The sequence below is a fragment of the Streptomyces xiamenensis genome, from assembly GCF_000993785.3.
Taxonomy (GTDB): domain Bacteria; phylum Actinomycetota; class Actinomycetes; order Streptomycetales; family Streptomycetaceae; genus Streptomyces; species Streptomyces xiamenensis.
This window is the reverse complement of the sequence record NZ_CP009922.3, coordinates 2,110,022-2,128,028: the sequence shown is the minus strand read 5'-3', so window position 1 is coordinate 2,128,028 and position 18,007 is coordinate 2,110,022. Positions and strand designations below refer to the sequence as shown.

Below are 18,007 nucleotides of genomic sequence, written 5' to 3'. Positions count from 1 at the left end.
CATGCCGCTACGGCGCGGCGCTCAGGACCTGGGCCACGACCGGGCCCGCGTTGCTGCCGCCGTGCCCGGAGTCCGGCACCACCGCCGCCACCGCCAGATCGTTGCGGTACCCGGTGAACCAGGCGTTCGGCTTGTCCTGCCCGTCCACCTCGGCCGAGCCGGTCTTGGCGCCGATGTCCCCGCTCAGCCCGGCCATCGCCTCGGCGGCGGTGCCGTTCACAGCGGTGCGGTTCATCAGCGACCGCAGCTCCGCGGCGGTCGCCGCGGAGGGTCCTGCCGCCGTCGCCAGCTCCCGGCCGCCGATCTCGGCGGGCACCAGGTAGGGCTGCTTGAACGTGCCGGACTTCACGGTCGCGGACACCGACGCCATCGTCATCGGGTTCATCCGCACCCCGCCCTGGCCGATCAGGGAGGCCGCCATCTGCGCCAGCGACTGGGTGGGCACCGCCCCGTCCAGTGTGGACACCCCCACGCTCCAGGTCAGTCCGAGCCCGAACGCGTCGCGCGCGTGGTCCCCCAGGGCATCGTCCGACAGCTCGCCCGCCTGGCTGATGAAGGCCGTGTTGCAGGACGCCGCGAAGGAGTCCGCGAACGTGCCGTCCTTGATCTCGAACTTGTCGAGGTTCTGGAACTTCCAGCCGCCGTGCTCGAAGTACTTCGGGCACGGGTGCTTCGCCCCGGCCGAGGCCAGCCCCTCGTCTATGAGCAGCGACGCCGTCACGATCTTGAAGGTGGAGCCGGGCGCGTAACTGCCCTGCAGTGCGATGTCGAAGCTGTCCGCCGGGGCGTTGGCCACGCCCTGGATGGCGCCGGTGCTCGGCTGTATCGCCACCACCGCCGCCCGGTCCTTGCCCGCCACCGCCGCCTCGGCCGCCGCCTGGATCGCCGGCACGATCGTGGTCGGCACCTCGCCGGCCACCGGCTCCGCCAGCTCGATCAGCTCCTCGACCGTCCCGCCCTCGGCGTCCGTGATCCGGGTGACGACCGCCGGGCTGGCGCCCGAGTGGTCCGCGAACCGCTCGCCGATGTCCTCCAGCACGCCCTTGAGCGTCGGATGCGCCTGCGCGGTCAGTTCACCGCCCTCGGCGTCCAGCACCGTCACCGGCGGCAGTTCACCGCTGGGCCCGGTCTCGATGCGCTGCCCCTCCGCCAGCCCCGGGTACAGCACCGACGGCTCCCAGTCGACGACGATCTCACCCGAGTCGGCGTCCCGCACCACCGTCAGCTCGGAGTCGTAGCTCCACTCCCGCTCCGGCAGCTCCTCGTACGCGATGTTCGCCACCACGCCGAACGGCACCGAGCCGCCCTCGGGGGCGCCCGCGCTCAGCGTGAACCCGCTCACCGACGCGTCCTCGGCCAGCGCCTCCAGCGCCTGCGCCGCGGACCCCGCGTCGTCCGTCAGCGCCGCCGCACCGTCCGTGTCCCCGGCCGCCCAGGCGTCGAGGAACTCCCCGGAGACCTCCAGCACTTCGGCCGCCGACGGCGGCGCGCTCTCCTCCGGCTCCGCGTCCGAGGTGGACGACGCGTTCTGCTGCCCTCCGTCGTCGCCGTCACCGCCCAGCATGCTGTAGGCACCGAATCCGGCGCCCGTCGCCACCACCACGAAAACCCCAGCGATGACGGCGACCTTCTGCCCGTTCCGCATCCCGTCCCTGCCCCTCGATCCACCCCGCGTGCGCAGCCTACAAGCAGCCGCTGACCCTCCGTGTTCAGACCCAGGTGCCCAGCCACATGCGGGCCCGCCAGCCGTCGAGCGGAATCTCCTGGCCCGCGTAGATCGGGTAGAAGTAGATGAAGTTCCACACGATCAGCAGCACCAGCACCCCCGCCGCGACCACGCCCAGCGCGCGCCGCCGCTCGGGGCAGCCGGGCGGCCCCAGCAGCGCCCCGATCAGCATCGCGACCGCCAGGCACAGGAACGGCACCAGCACCACGGCGTAGAACGAGAAGATCGTGCGCTCCTGGTACAGCAGCCACGGCAGATATCCCGCCGCCACCGCGCACAGCACGGCGCCCGCCCGCCAGTCGCGGCGCAGCAGCCAGCGCCACAGCGCGTACACCAGCGCCGCGCAGGCCGTCCACCACAGCAGCGGGGTGCCCAGCGCCAGCACCTCGCGCACACAGCCCCCGGCCCGGTCGCAGCCGTCCTCGCCCGGGTCGCGCGACTCGTAGAAGTACAGCACCGGGCGGCCCATCACCAGCCAGCTGAACGGGTTCGACTCGTAGGAGTGCTCCGAGGTCAGCCCCAGATGGAAGCTGTAGACCTCACTCGTGTAGTGCCACAGGCTGCGCAGCGGCCCCGGCACCCACTCCCAGGCGCTGGGCCCGGCGCCCTCGCGCTCCGCCCAGGTGCGGTAGTAGCCGCCCGAGGTCGCGAACCATCCGGTCCACGACACCAGGTAGACGGCGAGCGAGACCGGCACCAGCGCGAGGAAGGCGGGCGGGGCGTCCTTGCGCAGGGCGACCAGCGGGCCGTGCGGGGCGCCGGCGGTCCGGCGGGCGGCGGCGTCCCACAGCACGGTGAGGATGCCGAAGGCGGCCAGCACGTACAGGCCGTTCCACTTGGTGGCGCAGGCCAGGCCCAGGCAGACCCCGGCGGTGATGCGCCACGGCCGCAGGCCGAGCCCGAGCCGTTCGGCGGTGGGCCGGTGCGGGCGCAGGACGGGTTCGCCCGCGGTGGGCAGCGCGGCGGCGAGCCGTTCCCTGGCCCGGTCGCGGTCCACCAGCAGCGCGCCGAAGGCCGCCAGCAGCCAGAACATCAGCACCAGGTCGACCAGTGCGGTGCGGCTCATCACGAAGTGCAGGCCGTCCACCGCCATCAGCAGCCCGGCCAGGCAGCCCAGCGCGGTGGAGCGGAACAGCCGGCGGCCGATGCGGCAGAGCATGAACACCGACAGGGTGCCGAGCAGGGCCACCATGAAGCGCCAGCCGAAGGGGTTCATGCCGAACGCCCACTCGCCGAGCGCGATCATCCACTTGCCGACCGGTGGATGCACGATGTACGCGGCGGCGTCGGTGGCCGGGACGTCGCCGTCGATGATGCGCTGGTTCGCGTCGTCCGGCCACACCGTCTCGTAGCCGTGCTGGAGCAGCGACCAGGCGTCCTTGGCGTAGTACGTCTCGTCGAATATGACGGCGTCCGGCTCGCCGAGCCGGGTGAAGCGCAACGCCCCGGCGAGGGTGGCGACCAGCAGCGGGCCCAGCCACCCCATGGCGCGGGCCAGGGCGGCGGCCGGTCCCGGCGCGATCCCGAGGTAGCGCCACAGGCGCCCGGCCGGGACGGGGTGGGAGGGCACCAGCCGCTCGCGCACCCCGCGCGGGCCGGGCGGGGGCCGGTAGCCGAAGGACCGCAGCCGCTCCGTCCAGCCGCCGCCGCCCGCGCCGCCGCCCGGCTCGGGGCGGGGCGGTGCGTCGGTCAGCGTCCGGCCGCTCTCGCTACTGCTCACGCGGGCCATCTTGACATCCGGGCCTGGGAGGATGGGGCGTATGACGGAGGAGACGCAGTACACGGCGTACGAGGGGGAGCTGGGCACTCTTGTACTGGCGGGCACCCCGATCGGTGATCCGGCGGACGCCCCGCCCCGGCTGGGCGGCGAGCTGGAGGCCGCGGACATCGTCGCCGCCGAGGACACCCGCAGGCTGCGCCGGCTGACCCAGGCGCTGGGGGTGCAGACCGGCGGCCGGGTGGTGTCGTACTTCGAGGGGAACGAGACGGTCCGCACCGCCGAGCTGATCAAGGAGCTGGTGCGCGGCGCCCGCGTGCTGCTGGTCACCGACGCCGGCATGCCCTCCGTCTCCGACCCCGGCTACCGGCTCGTCGCCGCCGCCGTCGAGCGCGGGGTACGGGTGACCGCGGTGCCGGGGCCCTCCGCCGTGCTGACCGCGCTGGCGCTGTCCGGGCTGCCGGTGGACCGGTTCTGCTTCGAGGGGTTCCCGCCGCGCAAGCCGGGGGAGCGCTCCGCGCGGCTGCGCGAGGTCGCGGAGGAGCCGCGCACGCTCGTCTACTTCGAGTCGCCGCACCGGCTGGCCGCCACCCTGACCGCGATGGCCGAGGTCTTCGGCACCGAGCGGCGGGCGGCGGTGTGCCGGGAGCTGACCAAGACGTACGAGGAGGTGCGGCGCGGACCGCTGGCCGAGCTGGCCCGCTGGGCGGCACAGGGGGTACGGGGCGAGATCACCGTCGTCGTCGAGGGCGCTCCGGCCGCCGGGACGGCCGAGGTGGACGCGCAGGAGCTGGCGCGCCGGGTGGCCGCCCGCGAGGAGGCCGGACAGCGCCGCAAGGAGGCCATCGCCGAGGTCGCCAAGGAGGCCGGGCTGCCCAAGCGGAACGTCTTCGACGCGGTGGTGGCGGCCAAAACGGACTAAAATGGGGTGAAGGTCTCCAAGGAGCCGCACCATGAATGTTCCGAATCCGAATCTCCCGCCGGAAATGGGCGGCGCGGAGGGGTACACGACCCACGCCGCGTATTCCTTCGCCTGCCTGAGCTGCGGCTACGGCTGGGAACAGAAATTCAGCGTCGAGCACCTGCGTGATCCGCACGGCCGCCCCATGGTCGAGTATTACGTCGGGGGAAAACAGGTCCGCTCGCCGCTCACCTATCCGACCTGCCCCAACTGTGACGGGCACCGGGTGCGGGTGATGCGGCCCGGGCGGGTGGCGGCCGTCCGGCGGGCCCGGGGCTGAGCACGGGGGCGCCGCACGGCGCCGTAGGATCGACCCCATGCCCAAGTCCGCCAAGGCGAAGGCGGAGCAGTCCGTGCCGCCTCCGCCGCCCGAGCCGCTGGCCGTACCCGTCGCCGACGCGCACACCCACCTCGACATGCAGGACACCACCGTCGAGGAGGCGCTGGCCGCTGCCGCAGCCGTGGGAGTCACCCGGGTCGTGCAGATCGGCTGCGACGTCGCCCGCGCCCACTGGGCCGCCGAGACCGCCGCCCGGTACCCCGACCGGATCTGGGCGGCCGTCGCCCTGCACCCGAACGAGGCGCCGCGGCTGGGGGACGGGCTGGACGCCGCCCTGGAGGAGATCGCCTCGCTGGCCGGCCTTCCGCAGGTGCGGGCCATCGGCGAGACCGGGCTCGACTATTTCCGCACCGGTGACGAGGGAAAGGCCGCCCAGCACCATTCCTTCCGCCGTCACATCGCCCTCGCGAAAGAGCACGGGAAAGCCCTGGTCATTCACGACCGCGACGCCCACGAAGATGTGTTGCGCATTCTCAAGGAGGAAGGCGCTCCCGAACGCACCGTGTTCCACTGCTTTTCCGGTGACGCGGCGATGGCGGAGATCTGCGCGGCCGAGGGCTATTACCTGTCCTTCGCGGGCAACGTGACCTTCGCCAGCGCCCAGCCGCTGCGCGACGCCCTGCTGGCTGCCCCGCCGGAACTGCTCCTGGTGGAGACGGACGCCCCGTTCCTCACCCCCGCCCCCTTCCGGGGCCGCCCCAACGCCCCGTACCTCATCCCCGTCACCCTGCGCGCCATAGCGAAGATCAAGGGCCTGCCGGAGGACGACCTCGCCGCGCACATCGCGGCCAACACGGTGCGGGTGTTCGGCGATGACTGACGCACTCGACGGGGACCTGCTCAGCGCGGCCGACATCCGCGAACTCGCCGCGGCCCTGGGGGTCCGCCCCACCAAGCAGCGCGGCCAGAACTTCGTCATCGACGCCAACACGGTGCGCCGCATCGTGCGCGCCGCCGGTGTCGACGAGAACGATGTCGTGGTCGAGATCGGCCCCGGGCTCGGCTCCCTCACCCTGGCTCTGCTGCGCACCGCCGGACATGTCACGGCGGTCGAGATCGACGACACCCTGGCCGCCGCGCTCCCCGCCACCGTCGCCGCCCGGCTCCCGGAGCGCGCCGACCGGTTCTCCCTGGTGCACCGGGACGCGCTGCGCGTCACCGAACTGCCCGGCCCCGCCCCCACCGCGCTGGTCGCCAACCTGCCCTACAACGTGGCCGTCCCGGTGCTGCTGCACATGCTGGCGCTCTTCCCCGGCATCCGGCACGGCCTGGTGATGGTCCAGTCCGAGGTCGCCGACCGGCTGGCCGCGCCCCCCGGCTCGAAGGTGTACGGGGTGCCGTCGGTCAAGGCCGCCTGGTACGCGGACGTGCGCCGGGCCGGGGCGATCGGCCGCACCGTCTTCTGGCCGGCCCCCAACGTCGACTCGGGCCTGGTCGCCCTCACCCGCCGCGAACCGCCGGTGACGACCGCGTCCCGCGAAGAGGTCTTCGCGGTGATCGACGCGGCGTTCGCGCAGCGCCGCAAGACCCTGCGCTCGGCCCTGTCCGGCTGGGCCGGTTCCCCGGCGGCGGCGGAGGCGGCGTGCACGGCGGCCGGGGTCAGCCCGGGCGCGCGCGGCGAGGCGCTGTCGGTGGAGGACTTCGCCCGGATCGCGGAACACCGCCCCGCCTGACAGCGGGCGGACCGCGGGGCGTCGGGCGGGCCGGACGAAGCGGAACGGGGTGCCGGCCGGATCGGGGACGACCGGGAAGGCGCCGCGGGTCGCCGACCACAGGCGTGCGCGCACGGGCGTCGGCGGAGAACCCGGCCCGGTGGGCCGGTCACGGTGCCCGCTCTGGTTCCGGAACCCGGAACGCGCCCCGAGCCGATCCCCGGACACATTTCGCCGGGCCGGGCGGGGCAACCGGTTCCCCGGCCGGTTCTCTCCCGCCATCACCTGGGCGGGGCCCCGCCGGCACGCCCTAGGCTGTGGGGCATGTCCCATCCCGCCGCCTCCGTGCCGGCCGTCACGATCCGCGTTCCCGCGAAGGTCAATGTGCAACTGGCCGTCGGTCCGCCGCGCGCGGACGGCTACCACGACCTCGCCAACGTCTTCCTCGCGGTCGGCCTCCAGGACCGTGTCACCGCCCGCCCCGCGCCCCGGCTGTCCATCACCTGCGCAGGACCCGGCAGCGCCCTCGTCCCCCTCGACGGCACCAACCTCGCCGCCCGCGCCGCCGAACTGCTCGCGGCGCACACCGGCCGGGAACGGGCCGACGTCCACCTCCACATCGACAAGGACATCCCGGTGGCCGGCGGCATGGCCGGCGGCAGCGCGGACGGCGCCGCCGCCCTCCTCGCCTGCGCCGAACTGTGGGGCACGGGTACCCCCCGTGAGGAACTGCTCGAACTGGCCGGCCGGCTCGGCTCGGACGTGCCCTTCGCCATCGTCGGGGGCGCCGCCCTCGGCCTGGGCCGCGGCGAGCTGCTGACCCCGCTCCCGGTCGGCGGCACCTTCCACTGGGTGTTCGCGCTGGCCGACGGCGGCCTGTCCACCCCTGAGGTCTACCGCGAGTGCGACCGGCTGCGCGGCGAGGACCCCGCCCCCGCCCCGGAGGCGTCCCCCGCCCTGCTCGCCGCCCTGCGCGACGGCGACGCCTACGCCCTGGCCGGCGCGCTGAGCAACGACCTCCAGCCGGCCGCCATCTCTCTGCGACCCTCCCTGGAGGACGTCCTGGAGGCCGGCAGTGCCGCCGGCGCGCTCGCCGGACTGGTCTCCGGCTCCGGGCCCACCTGCGCCTTCCTGGCCCCCGACGCCCCCACCGCCGCCCGGATCGCCACCGTCCTGGAGGGCTCGGGCACCTGCCGCGCCGCCCGCGCCACCACCTCCCCGGCCCCCGGCGCCGGCGTTCTCACCATCTCAGGAGCCTGACCTTGTCCACCCCCTCTTCCTCCTCCCGCAACCTCGCCAACGTGGAGTCCGTCAGCAAGGTGTACGGCACCCGTACGCTCCTGGACGGCATCTCCCTGGGCGTCGGGGAGGGCGACCGGATCGGCGTGGTGGGGCGCAACGGCGACGGCAAGACCACCCTCATCCGCGTCCTCGCCAAGCAGGAGGAGCCGGACAGCGGACGGGTCACCCACGTGGGCGGGCTGCGGCTTGGCCTGCTCACCCAGCACGACTCCCTCGACCCGGCCGCCACCATCCGGCACGAGGTCATCGGCGACCTGCCCGACCACGCGTGGGCCGGCGACGCCCGGGTGCGGGACGTGCTGACCGGCCTGTTCGGCGGGCTCGACCTGCCCGGCTTCCCGCAGGGCCTGGACACCGTCATCGGCCCGCTGTCCGGTGGTGAGCGGCGCCGCATCGCGCTGGCCAAGCTGCTGATCGCCGAGCAGGACCTGGTCGTGCTTGACGAGCCCACCAACCACCTGGACGTGGAGGGCATCTCCTGGCTGGCCGGCCATCTGCGCACCCGCCGTTCCGCGCTGGTGGTCGTCACGCACGACCGCTGGTTCCTGGACCAGGTCTGCACCCGGATGTGGGACGTGCAGCGCGGCGCGGTGCACGCCTACGAAGGCGGCTACAGCGACTACGTGTTCGCGCGCGCCGAGCGGGAGCGCATCGCCGCCACCGAGGAGGTCAAGCGGCAGAACCTGATGCGCAAGGAGCTGGCCTGGCTGCGGCGCGGCGCCCCGGCCCGTACCAGCAAGCCGCGCTTCCGGATGGAGGCCGCCAACGCGCTGATCGCGGACGTGCCGCCGCCGCGCGACACCGCCGAGCTGATGAAGTTCGCCAACGCCCGCCTGGGCCGCACCGTCTTCGACCTGGAGGACGTGACGGTACGGGTCGGCGGGGAGGACGGCGCGGGCCGCGACCTGCTGCGCCACCTCACCTGGCAGCTCGGCCCCGGCGACCGGATCGGCCTGGTCGGCGTCAACGGCGCGGGCAAGACCTCGCTGCTGCGCGCCATGGCGGAGTCCGCCGCCGACCCCGAGGGCGACCGCGGCGGCTCGCCGCTGGTGACCGCGGGCCGGATCAGGACCGGCAAGACCGTACGGCTGGCGTATCTCTCCCAGGAGGTACGGGAGGTGGACCCGTCGTGGCGGGTGCTCCAGGCGGTGCAGTCCGTGCGGTCGCGCGTCGAGCTCGGCAAGGGGCGGGAGATGACCGCCTCGCAGCTGTGCGAGCGGTTCGGCTTCACCAAGGAGCGGCAGTGGACGCCGGTCGGCGATCTGTCCGGCGGTGAGCGGCGGCGGCTGCAGATCCTGCGGCTGCTGATGGACGAGCCCAACGTGCTGTTCCTGGACGAGCCGACGAACGACCTGGACATCGAGACGCTCACCCAGCTGGAGGATCTGCTCGACGGCTGGCCCGGATCGCTGGTGGTGATCAGCCACGACCGGTACTTCGTCGAGCGGACCACCGACCGGGTCTACGCGCTGCTGGGCGACCGGACGCTGCGGATGCTGCCGCGCGGCATCGACGAGTACCTGGAGCGCAGGTCGGCGCGGAAGGCACCGCAGGCGGCGCAGCCGGCGCCGGCCGCGGGAGGGACCGGGTCCGCCCCGGCCGCCGCGTCCCCGGCCCAGCTGTCCCGGGCCGCGCAGAAGGAGATCCAGAAGATCGAGCGGCAACTGGAGCGGCTCGACGGCGAGGAGGCCGACCTGCACAAGGAAATGGCCGAACACGCCACGGACTTCGCGCGGGTGGCCGGTCTCGACAGCAGGTTGCGGGAGCTGTCGGCCCGCCGGGACGAGCTGGAGACCCGCTGGCTGGAGCTGTCCGAGGGCGCATAAGGGGCGGTGGGAAGGACTGGGGCCGGGGACGGCCGTCCGTCGTGCCGGGGCGCGGTGGTAGAAAGAACGGGCGTGCCGCCGCCCAGGGGGAGTCCATGTCTCAGCCGCCACCGCCGTCCCAGCCGCCGTCCACACCACCGCCGTCCCCCTACGGTCCGGCGACCCCGCCACCGGCCGGGCCCCCGAGCGGAAGCTTCGGCCCGGCCACCCCACCGCCCCCGCCGTCCTCCGCGTGGGGGTATGGGGCGGACTCCGGGCAGGGCCCGCCGGCCGGACCGCCGACCGGCGGTTTCGGCCCGCCGACCTCGCCCGGCGCGCACCCGGCGCCCGGCACCCCGCTGCCCGCGCCGTCCCCGTACGGCCCGGGCTCGATCGAGGTCAGGAAGCCCCGGCGGCCCGGCTGGCAGTGGGCGCTGATGGGCGTGGCCGGGCTGCTCGCCCTCGCGCTGATCGGCGGCGGCACGGTGTGGCTGCTCACCGGCGACAGCGCGGGTGAGGGCGAGGACGGCGGGAACGGCGCGCAGACCGCGCCCGGCGAACAGGAGCCGCTGCCCACCGAACCGGTCGACGCCTCGCTGGCCTGGCAGGAGCCCATCCCCGAGGTCGGCGACGGGCTGATCCAGGCCTCCGGCACCTGGATCTCCGGCGACCACCTGGTGCGGCTGATGCCGCAGGGCCTGGTCGCGTACGCCCTGACGGACGGCACCGAGGTGTGGACCGTGCCGCTGGAGCACCACGAGGGCGGCTGCAACGCGTCCGTCACCGCCTCCCAGGACCGGGTGGCGGTGCTCCAGGGCCTGGAGTGCGAGTTCCTGACGGTCGTGGACATCGCGGCGGGGGAGGAACTGTTCACCCTGCGGCACGAGGCGAGCCGGAACTCGCTGGGCGGCGGCTGGGACTTCCCGGCGATCGTCGGCGACATCGTGGCGATCGGCACCGCCAACGGCGGCTCCGGCTACAGCATCACCGACGCCAAGAAGATCTGGGAGCCGCGCTCGGACGACAACTGCCGCGAGCGCAACTACGCCAACATCGACGAGACCCTGGTCGCCGTGATGACCTGCGGCGGGATGCTGGACTTCGACCGGGGCAGCGTCCGCGCGACCGCGCCGAGCGGCGAGGACCTGTGGGAGTGGGAATTCGGCGCCGAACACGAGGGGGAGCCGTTCACCGTCGAGTCCGTCCTGTCCATCGCCCCGCTGGTGGTCGCCACCCGGGTCGGTGAGATGACCGAGAGCCCGGTGCAGCAGATCTGGGTGATCGACGACGCGTACGAGGAGATCGCGCACGTCATCGACTTCGACCCGGAGCGGCAGGTGCGGCCCTGCCGGGTCAACATCCTGGACGACTGCCGCGGCGCGGAGGTCACCGACGGATTCCTCTACCTCACCGGGCAGCCCTCGGTGGGGGGAGACGGCAACTCGGTGGTCGCCTTCGACCTCAGCACCGGGACGGCACTGTACGAGGTGAAGCCCATCAGCGGCGGCTATATCAAGCCGTTCGCGGTCGTGCACGGCCAAGTGCTCGCGTATCAGCTCGCCGACTCGCAGACTGAGGGCATGGTGGTCGCCATTGATCCCGAAACCGAGGAAGCCACCCCGCTGATGACGCTGGACCGCACGCAAAGGGATGTGGAATGGGCGATGATGAGTAGTGTCATCGACGACGACACGATGCTGCTGTGGCACAACGGCGCCTTCGTCATGGTCAATGAGCGGTACTACACGCACGACGAGCCCGACACACCCGCCGCGCTGGTCTATCGATGAGCGTACGGGTCGTGGTCGTCGACGACCGGCGGCTGGTGGCGGAGGCGCTGGCCTCCGCGCTGCGGGTCCGCGGGCACCGGGTGCTGGGCGCGGGCGCGCCGGCCGGACGCGCGGCGGACCTGGTGCTGGGCAAGCAGCCCGAGGTGTGCCTGCTGGGTTCGGCCGCGCCGGAGGCGCCGGGGGCGCTGGATCTGGTGCAGCGGCTGCGCCGTGAGGCACCGCGGGTGGGGGTGCTGGTGCTGGGCCCGGTGCCCAGCCCGCGCGGGGTCGCGGTGGCCTTCGCGACCGGGGCGCGCGGGTATGTGCGCCACGACGAGCGCATCGAGGGTGTCGAACGCGCCATGGCCAAGGTACGGGCCGGCGAGGCGGCGGTGGCGCCCGCGCTGCTGCGGGAGGCGTTCACCGAACTGCTCAGCCCCAGCAGCGGCCCGGACGCGGAGGGCGCGCGGCTGGCGTCCCTGCTGACGGAGCGCGAGATCGATGTGCTGCTGCGGATCGTGGAGGGCGAGGACACCCGGCTCATAGCGGCCGGCCTGGGGGTGGCCCCGAGCACCGCGCGTACCCATGTGCAGCGGCTGCTGACGAAACTGGGCACGGCCTCCCGCCTGGAGGCGGCGGCCCTGGCCGTGCGCACCGGCCTGCTGAACCACCTCCCGCCGCGCACCGCCCCGCTGCCCCCGGGCTGAGCGCCGGCCCGCGGCGGCGGCCTCCGAACGCGCGGGCGGAGTGTCGGGGCGGGCCCACACCACGCACCGGTGGACGGCCCGGCCCCACCCGCGAGTCCCGGGCGCCCGCCCGGGTCCTCCCGTGCCGCGATCGTGGCCGGGCGGCAGGTCATCGGCTGACCGCTTCGCCGGGCGCACGGCCCGTTTCCGCCCGGGGCGCGGCGCCCGCCGCCCGTCCGCCCCGCGAGCGTGTTCCGGTGCGGGCGCCCCGTGCGCGTGCCGTCGTCCGGCGCGCACGCCCCGCACCCTTCCCCCGTTCGCGCGCCCGCGCTGCGCCGCCGGGTCTGCCGGGGCGCGGGGGGACGGTGGGGAGTTCTGTTCTTCCTGAGCGTGTGGTGGTTCCTGCTGTCCGGTTCCGGGGAGTGATGTGCCGTGCGGTGGTGCGGTCGGTGGGGGACTCCCGCCCTTCCCGCGCCGTCGCCGGTGGGCGGCCTGCCGTGATCGTGCCGCGTTCCGCCGTCACTCCGGGGCACGACGGATGTGGTTGACGCCCGCTGCAGGGGTATGCTTCATTATGTTTGATTCTGTTGGAGTGGGTGCTGGCAAGTGAGGACGGCATGAAGAGGACCACGGTCAAGCTGGCCGATGGGCGAGAGCTGATCTATTTCGACTCCCGCGACGACGCCGACCGCACCGCGCTCGACCGGAGGCCGCTGGAGCTCGCCGCCCCCGCCTCCGAGATCCGGCGCGACCGGCTGCGGGGCGAGTCCGTCGGATACGCGGCGCACCGCCAGAGCCGTACGTACCACCCGCCCGCCGACCAGTGCCCGCTGTGCCCCTCGCAGGGCGAGCGGCTGAGCGAGATACCGGCCGCCGACTACGACGTCGTCGTCTTCGAGAACCGCTTCCCGTCCTTCTCCGGCGACCTCGGCCGCTGCGAGGTCGTCTGCTTCTCGCCGCGCCACGACGGCTCCTTCGCCGATCTCACCCCGGAACAGGCCGCCCTCGTCCTGCACGCCTGGACGGATCGCACCGCCGAGTTCGCCGAGAACCCGGCCGTCACCCAGATCTACGCCTTCGAGAACCGCGGCGCCGAGATCGGCGTCACCCTCGCGCACCCGCACGGGCAGATCTACGGCTACCCGTTCCTCACCCCGCACACCGAGCGCGCCCTGACGGCCGTCGCCGAGCACAAGCGCGCCACCGGCGGCGCCAACCTCTACGACGACCTGCTCGCCGAGGAGCGCGCCGACGGCTCCCGCGTCGTGCTCGCCACGGAGCACTGGACGGCCTTCGTCCCGTACGCCGCCCGCTGGCCGTACGAGGTGCACCTCTACCCCAATCGCCGCGTCCCCGACCTGCGGACCCTCGACGACGCGGCCCGCGCGGAGTTCCCCGCCGTCTACCTGGAAATCCTGCGCCGCTTCGACCGTGTCTTCGGCCCCGGCATGCCGCCCACCCCGTACATCTCCGGCTGGCACCAGGCTCCCTTCCGCGGCATCACCGACGAGGCACGCGCCGATTTCGCCCTGCACCTGGAGCTGTTCACCATCCGCCGCGGACCCGACAAGCTGAAGTACCAGGCGGGTTCCGAGTCCGGTATGAATGTGTTCGTCAGTGATTCCCTGCCGGAGGCCGCCGCCGCCCGGCTGCGAGAGGTGGCAACCGCATGAGCAACCGTTACCTGGTCACCGGCGGTGCCGGCTACGTCGGCAGCGTGGTCACCGCCCACCTGCTGGCCGCGGGCCACCGCGTCACCGTCCTGGACGACCTGTCCACCGGCTTCCGCGAAGGCGTCCCGGCCGGTGCCGAGTTCATCGAGGGCCGGGTCCAGGACGCCGCCCGCTGGCTGGACGGCGGCTACGACGGCGTCCTGCACTTCGCCGCCAGCTCGCAGGTCGGCGAGTCCGTGACCGACCCCGCGAAGTACTGGCGCAACAACGTCGGCGGCGCCATCGAACTCCTCGCCGCCATGCGCGCGGCGGGCGTGCGCACCCTCGTCTTCTCCTCCACGGCGGCGGTGTACGGCGAGCCCGCCACCACCCCCATCACCGAGGACGCGGCCACCGCGCCCACCAACCCGTACGGTGCCACCAAGCTCGCCGTCGACCACATGATCACCAGCGAGGCCGCCGCCCACGGCCTGGCCGCCGTCTCGCTGCGCTACTTCAACGTGGCGGGCGCGCACGGCGCGTACGGCGAGCGGCACGACCCCGAGAGCCACCTCATCCCGCTGGTACTGCGCACCGCGCAGGGCCGCCGCGACAGCATCTCCGTCTTCGGCACCGACTACCCGACTCCCGACGGCACCTGCGTGCGCGACTACATCCACGTCGACGACCTCGCCGAGGCGCACCTGCTCGCCCTCACCGCCGCCAGGCCCTCCGAGCACCTGATCTGCAACCTCGGCAACGGCAACGGCTTCTCGGTCCGCGAGGTCGTCGAGACCGCCCGCAAGGTCACCGGCCACGAGATCCCCGAGACCGAGGCCCCGCGCCGGGCCGGCGACCCCGCCGTCCTGGTGGCCTCCGCCGACCGCGCCCGCGAGGTGCTCGGCTGGCGGCCCACCCGTACCGATCTGTCCGGGATCATCGAGGACGCGTGGACGTTCGCGCGCCGGCAGGAGAGCGAGAGCACCCAGTGACGCACGAGCAGCTGTACGGGGTCGCCCCCGAAGGCACCTGGACCGCCCCGGGGCGGGTCAACCTCATCGGGGAGCACACCGACTACAACGACGGCTTCGTCATGCCGCTCGCCCTGCCGCACAGCACCACCGCCACCGTCTCGCGGCGCGCGGACGGCCTCGTGCGCGTGCACTCCCGCGAGATAGCGGGCCCGCCGGTGGACATCGACACCGCGACCCTCGCCCCCGGCTCGGTCGGCGGCTGGGCCGTCTACCCGGCCGGAGTGCTGTGGGCGCTGCGCGAGGCCGGGCACGAGGTCGGCGGCGCGGACATCCACTACACTTCCGACGTCCCGGTCGGCGCCGGGCTCTCCTCCTCCGCCGCGCTGGAGGTGGTCACGGCGCTGGCGCTGAGCGACCTGTACGACCTGGGGCTGAGCCGCGAGGAGATCTCCCGGATCGGGCAGCGCGCCGAGAACGGCTACGTCGGCGCCCCGACCGGCATCCTGGACCAGATGGCCTCCGCCTGCTGCACGGAGGGCCACGCCCTGCACCTGGACACCCGGGACATGGCGCAGCGCCAGATCCCCTTCGACCTGGCCGCAGAGGGGCTGCGGCTGCTGGTGGTGGACACCCAGGTCAAGCACGCGCACGCGGACGGCGCGTACGGCAAGCGGCGCGCCTCCTGTGAGGCGGGCGCGGCGGCACTGGGCGTACCGGCGCTGCGCGACGTCCCGTTCGGTGAGCTGGAGGCGGCCCTGGCCCGGTTGTCCGACGAGGAGATCCGGCGCCGGGTGAAGCACGTCGTCACCGAGAACCACCGGGTGGAGCGGGTGACCGCGCTGCTGGACGCGGGCCGGGTCCGCGAGATCGGCCCGCTGCTGTTCGAGGGCCACGCCTCGCTGCGCGACGACTTCGAGGTCTCCTGCCCCGAACTGGACCTGGTGGTCGAGGCGTCGGCCGCCGCCGGTGCGCTCGGTGCCCGGATGACGGGCGGCGGGTTCGGCGGCTCGGCCGTCGTCCTGGTGGAGGAGGACGCGGCGGAGGTGACCGGAAAGGCCGTGTCCGATGCTTTCGCGGCGGCCGGTCACACCGCCCCGAGGATCTTTACCGCCATCCCGTCGCCGGGTGCCCGGAGGCTGCCCGTACGCTGATCGCCGTCCAACTCGCTTACGGGACGGGAGAGTTAGTGATCCGCGATCTCTACAACGTGCGTGCGGCGGCCGACGGAGGGGCGACGGACGAGGTGATCCTCACCCCGATGTCCCCACAGGAGGAGCAGCGGGCCCGGGTGGCGTTCATGGAACTCATCGCTCGGGAGCTGGAGGAGAAGAGCTGGGCGCGCTTCCCGGCGTACTCCCCCGAGGAGCGCACCCGCCTGACCGAGGTGGCACGGGCCCTGTGCGTCCGGCTCGGCCGGCCGGTGCGGGTCGACGTCCAGGACCCGTGCTCCATGCTGTTCTCCTTCGAGCGCGGCGCCGGTGAACCCGGTCAGCTCGATGTGGGCCGCCTGTCCCTCTGACGGGCCTGCCGGAACGGGTGCAGCATGCTGGCGACCACCGCGTCGGTCGGGGGGAACGACGCGGGGTCGTGCAGCCCGACCCGCTCGGGGCGGCGTCCCGGATACCAGGTGAAACTGCCGAAGAGGCTGTCCCAGATGGACAGATCGCTTCCGTAGTGGCCGGCCTCGGACAGCTCCGTGCTGTGGTGCAGCCGGTGCTGTTCGGGGCTGGCGAGGACATAGCCGACCCAGCCGGTGCGGACGTCGATGTTCGCGTGCACGAAGAAGCCCTGCGCGACCACGAACAGGCCCACCGCGAAGACCGCCTGGGCCGAGAACCCGGCCAGCGCCAGGGCGAGTTGCACGATGCCCTGGGAGATCATGATGTCAAGGACGTGATTGACGCCGTTGTTGGCGACGTTCACCTTCTCCGGAGCGTGGTGCACGCCGTGCAGCCGCCACAGGTACTTGTTGGTGTGTCCCCAGCGGTGGATGAGATAGCTGGCGAGTGAGCCGACCAGCAGCGCCAGCGGGATCTCGACGGCGAGCCCGAACCGGGGCACGTCGGGGGACAGCCGCTCCACACCGGCGAGCACGGCGAGTTCGGCGATCACGCTGCCGACGGTGGTGAAGGCGTAGTAGATCCCGTACCGGCCCCACTCGCGGCGGCTGGGGTGCCAGTCCGGGTTGTGCGGGATCAGCCGCTCCAGAATGGCGAGGTACGCGATGGTGCCGACGAGGAAGGGCATGCTGGCGGTGCTCAGATCCCAGCCGAAGGCGAGCGTGGACGCGACGGTGGCGACGAGAGCGAACAGAAGGAGCGGATAAGCGGTTTTGCGGAGTAGTGAATTCGACCGGATGGGTACGTATTCTGTCTCGGGCAGAGTGTCCACGGCGGATGTTACCCAGAGGGTTGATATACCACCCCTCCATCGGATAAGACCGCCTATAGGATGAATAGCGCTCGCGTGTGGCGTGCACCGCGCACGGCGCGGCGCCCCGCCGGGCGCGCGGTTCCGTCTTCGTACTCCTTTCCGGGATGGCCGACTTCCGCCAAACCCCTTCACCCAGACGTTTCCGCCCGTACATTGGAGGGACAGCATCGGTGGGGGCCGACAGCTGTTTTTCAGGGGGCGAGAGCGGTGGGTGCTACGGGACGGCGGCGGCCGTACCCGAATGCGCCCACCAGGCCCGCCCGTTCGCGTCAGGGGGCGGAATCCAATGGATCGCATACGCGTATTGGTGGTGGACGAGCACCGCATCTTCGCCGAGTCGCTGGCCACCGCCCTCACGGCGGAGACCGACGTGGAGGCGGCGGCCGTCGGCACGGTTCCGGCAGCCGTGCACCAACTGGAACGGGCCGGCTACGACGTCCTGCTGCTGGACGTCGACATGGCCGAGTCACAGACCCTGCTCACCCTCGTCCGCGAGCGCCACGGCGAGCTGCGCCCCGTGATGCTCGCGACCTACGACGACCCGCGGCGCGCCGCGCAGTCACTCACCGCGGGAGCCAACGCCTGGGTGGCCAAAGACAGTTCACTCGCCAGGCTGCTGGTGGTGGTTCGCGGCGTACTGCGCGAGGAGACCCACGTCCCGCCCGCCCTGCTCACCGGCGTCTTACGCGAGCTGACCCACGACCGCCGCAACCGCACCGAGCACCAGCGGCTGGTCGCCTCACTGACCCCCAGGGAACTGGAGGTGCTGCGTTGCATGCTGTCGGGCCTGGGCCGCAAGGCGGTCGCCGAGCGCCTCTATCTCTCCCCGCACACCGTGCGCACCCACATGCAGAACGTCCTGGGCAAGCTGGGCGTCCACTCCACCCTGGCCGCCGTGGCCCTGGCCCGCCGCGCGGGCGTCCCGCCGGCCGACTGACCGGGTCGCCCGGCCCTCGCCGGCACGCCTGCCTCAACAGGCAACAGGCGTGC

The 18,007-nt window shown here is 73.2% G+C and carries 16 protein-coding genes; 13 read left to right on the top strand and 3 right to left on the bottom strand.

Translation table 11 applies throughout. The features are described from left to right. Positions 1-7 precede the first annotated feature (7 nt). On the bottom strand, positions 8-1,645 hold the full coding sequence (locus SXIM_RS09595) for a penicillin-binding transpeptidase domain-containing protein (RefSeq protein ID WP_030735942.1): 1,638 nt from the start codon (positions 1,643-1,645) through the stop codon (positions 8-10). Between the two features lie 64 nt (positions 1,646-1,709). After that, complete coding sequence (locus SXIM_RS09590) at positions 1,710-3,455, bottom strand: dolichyl-phosphate-mannose--protein mannosyltransferase (RefSeq protein ID WP_030735939.1); 1,746 nt, start codon at positions 3,453-3,455, stop codon at positions 1,710-1,712. A gap of 31 nt (positions 3,456-3,486) precedes the next feature. Here SXIM_RS09590 and rsmI point away from each other — a divergent pair, with 31 nt between their 5' ends. The 12 genes from rsmI to SXIM_RS09530 all read left to right on the top strand — a co-directional run bounded on the left by rsmI (position 3,487) and on the right by SXIM_RS09530 (position 16,103). Beyond that, complete coding sequence (gene rsmI, locus SXIM_RS09585; RefSeq protein ID WP_046723647.1) at positions 3,487-4,365, top strand: 16S rRNA (cytidine(1402)-2'-O)-methyltransferase; 879 nt, start codon at positions 3,487-3,489, stop codon at positions 4,363-4,365. A gap of 31 nt (positions 4,366-4,396) precedes the next feature. After that, positions 4,397-4,684 carry a hypothetical protein gene (locus SXIM_RS09580; RefSeq protein WP_046723646.1) on the top strand — a complete coding sequence of 96 codons (288 nt, stop codon included), beginning with the start codon at positions 4,397-4,399 and terminating at the stop codon, positions 4,682-4,684. Between the two features lie 37 nt (positions 4,685-4,721). Further along, positions 4,722-5,564 carry a TatD family hydrolase gene (locus SXIM_RS09575; protein WP_046723645.1) on the top strand — a complete coding sequence of 281 codons (843 nt, stop codon included), beginning with the start codon at positions 4,722-4,724 and terminating at the stop codon, positions 5,562-5,564. Further along, positions 5,557-6,417 carry a 16S rRNA (adenine(1518)-N(6)/adenine(1519)-N(6))-dimethyltransferase RsmA gene (rsmA, locus tag SXIM_RS09570; protein WP_030735926.1) on the top strand — a complete coding sequence of 287 codons (861 nt, stop codon included), beginning with the start codon at positions 5,557-5,559 and terminating at the stop codon, positions 6,415-6,417. Before SXIM_RS09575 ends, rsmA begins: the two co-directional genes overlap by 8 nt. A gap of 303 nt (positions 6,418-6,720) precedes the next feature. After that, positions 6,721-7,656: a 4-(cytidine 5'-diphospho)-2-C-methyl-D-erythritol kinase gene (locus SXIM_RS09565; protein ID WP_046723644.1), complete on the top strand. Its 936-nt coding sequence runs from the start codon at positions 6,721-6,723 to the stop codon at positions 7,654-7,656. Between the two features lie 2 nt (positions 7,657-7,658). Next, a complete protein-coding gene (locus tag SXIM_RS09560) occupies positions 7,659-9,524 on the top strand; it encodes an ABC-F family ATP-binding cassette domain-containing protein (RefSeq protein ID WP_046723643.1) in 1,866 nt (621 codons plus the stop codon). A gap of 95 nt (positions 9,525-9,619) precedes the next feature. Further along, positions 9,620-11,293, top strand: coding sequence for an outer membrane protein assembly factor BamB family protein (locus SXIM_RS09555; protein WP_148236089.1), 1,674 nt, complete (start codon positions 9,620-9,622; stop codon positions 11,291-11,293). Next, positions 11,290-11,979 (top strand): LuxR C-terminal-related transcriptional regulator, encoded by a 690-nt coding sequence (locus SXIM_RS09550; protein WP_030735914.1) that lies wholly within the window; start codon positions 11,290-11,292, stop codon positions 11,977-11,979. The genes SXIM_RS09555 and SXIM_RS09550 overlap by 4 nt, the downstream gene beginning before the upstream one ends. A gap of 596 nt (positions 11,980-12,575) precedes the next feature. Continuing rightward, on the top strand, positions 12,576-13,631 hold the full coding sequence (galT, locus tag SXIM_RS09545; protein ID WP_046723639.1) for a galactose-1-phosphate uridylyltransferase: 1,056 nt from the start codon (positions 12,576-12,578) through the stop codon (positions 13,629-13,631). After that, positions 13,628-14,602 carry a UDP-glucose 4-epimerase GalE gene (gene galE / locus SXIM_RS09540; protein WP_030735908.1) on the top strand — a complete coding sequence of 325 codons (975 nt, stop codon included), beginning with the start codon at positions 13,628-13,630 and terminating at the stop codon, positions 14,600-14,602. Before galT ends, galE begins: the two co-directional genes overlap by 4 nt. Beyond that, the gene (gene galK / locus SXIM_RS09535) at positions 14,599-15,735 is read left to right on the top strand and encodes a galactokinase (RefSeq protein WP_046723638.1); all 1,137 of its coding nucleotides are present in this window, start codon (positions 14,599-14,601) and stop codon (positions 15,733-15,735) included. Before galE ends, galK begins: the two co-directional genes overlap by 4 nt. Positions 15,736-15,770: 35 nt before the next feature. Continuing rightward, positions 15,771-16,103, top strand: a complete 333-nt coding sequence (locus SXIM_RS09530) for a hypothetical protein (protein WP_052385398.1) — start codon at positions 15,771-15,773, stop codon at positions 16,101-16,103. Here the strand turns inward: SXIM_RS09530 and SXIM_RS09525 are convergent. Further along, positions 16,073-16,975, bottom strand: a complete 903-nt coding sequence (locus SXIM_RS09525) for a sterol desaturase family protein (RefSeq protein WP_030735900.1) — start codon at positions 16,973-16,975, stop codon at positions 16,073-16,075. The genes SXIM_RS09530 and SXIM_RS09525 overlap by 31 nt on opposite strands. Positions 16,976-17,303: 328 nt before the next feature. Between SXIM_RS09525 and SXIM_RS09520 the strand changes: the two genes are divergently transcribed. Beyond that, positions 17,304-17,954 (top strand): LuxR C-terminal-related transcriptional regulator, encoded by a 651-nt coding sequence (locus tag SXIM_RS09520; protein ID WP_030735897.1) that lies wholly within the window; start codon positions 17,304-17,306, stop codon positions 17,952-17,954. Positions 17,955-18,007 lie beyond the last annotated feature (53 nt).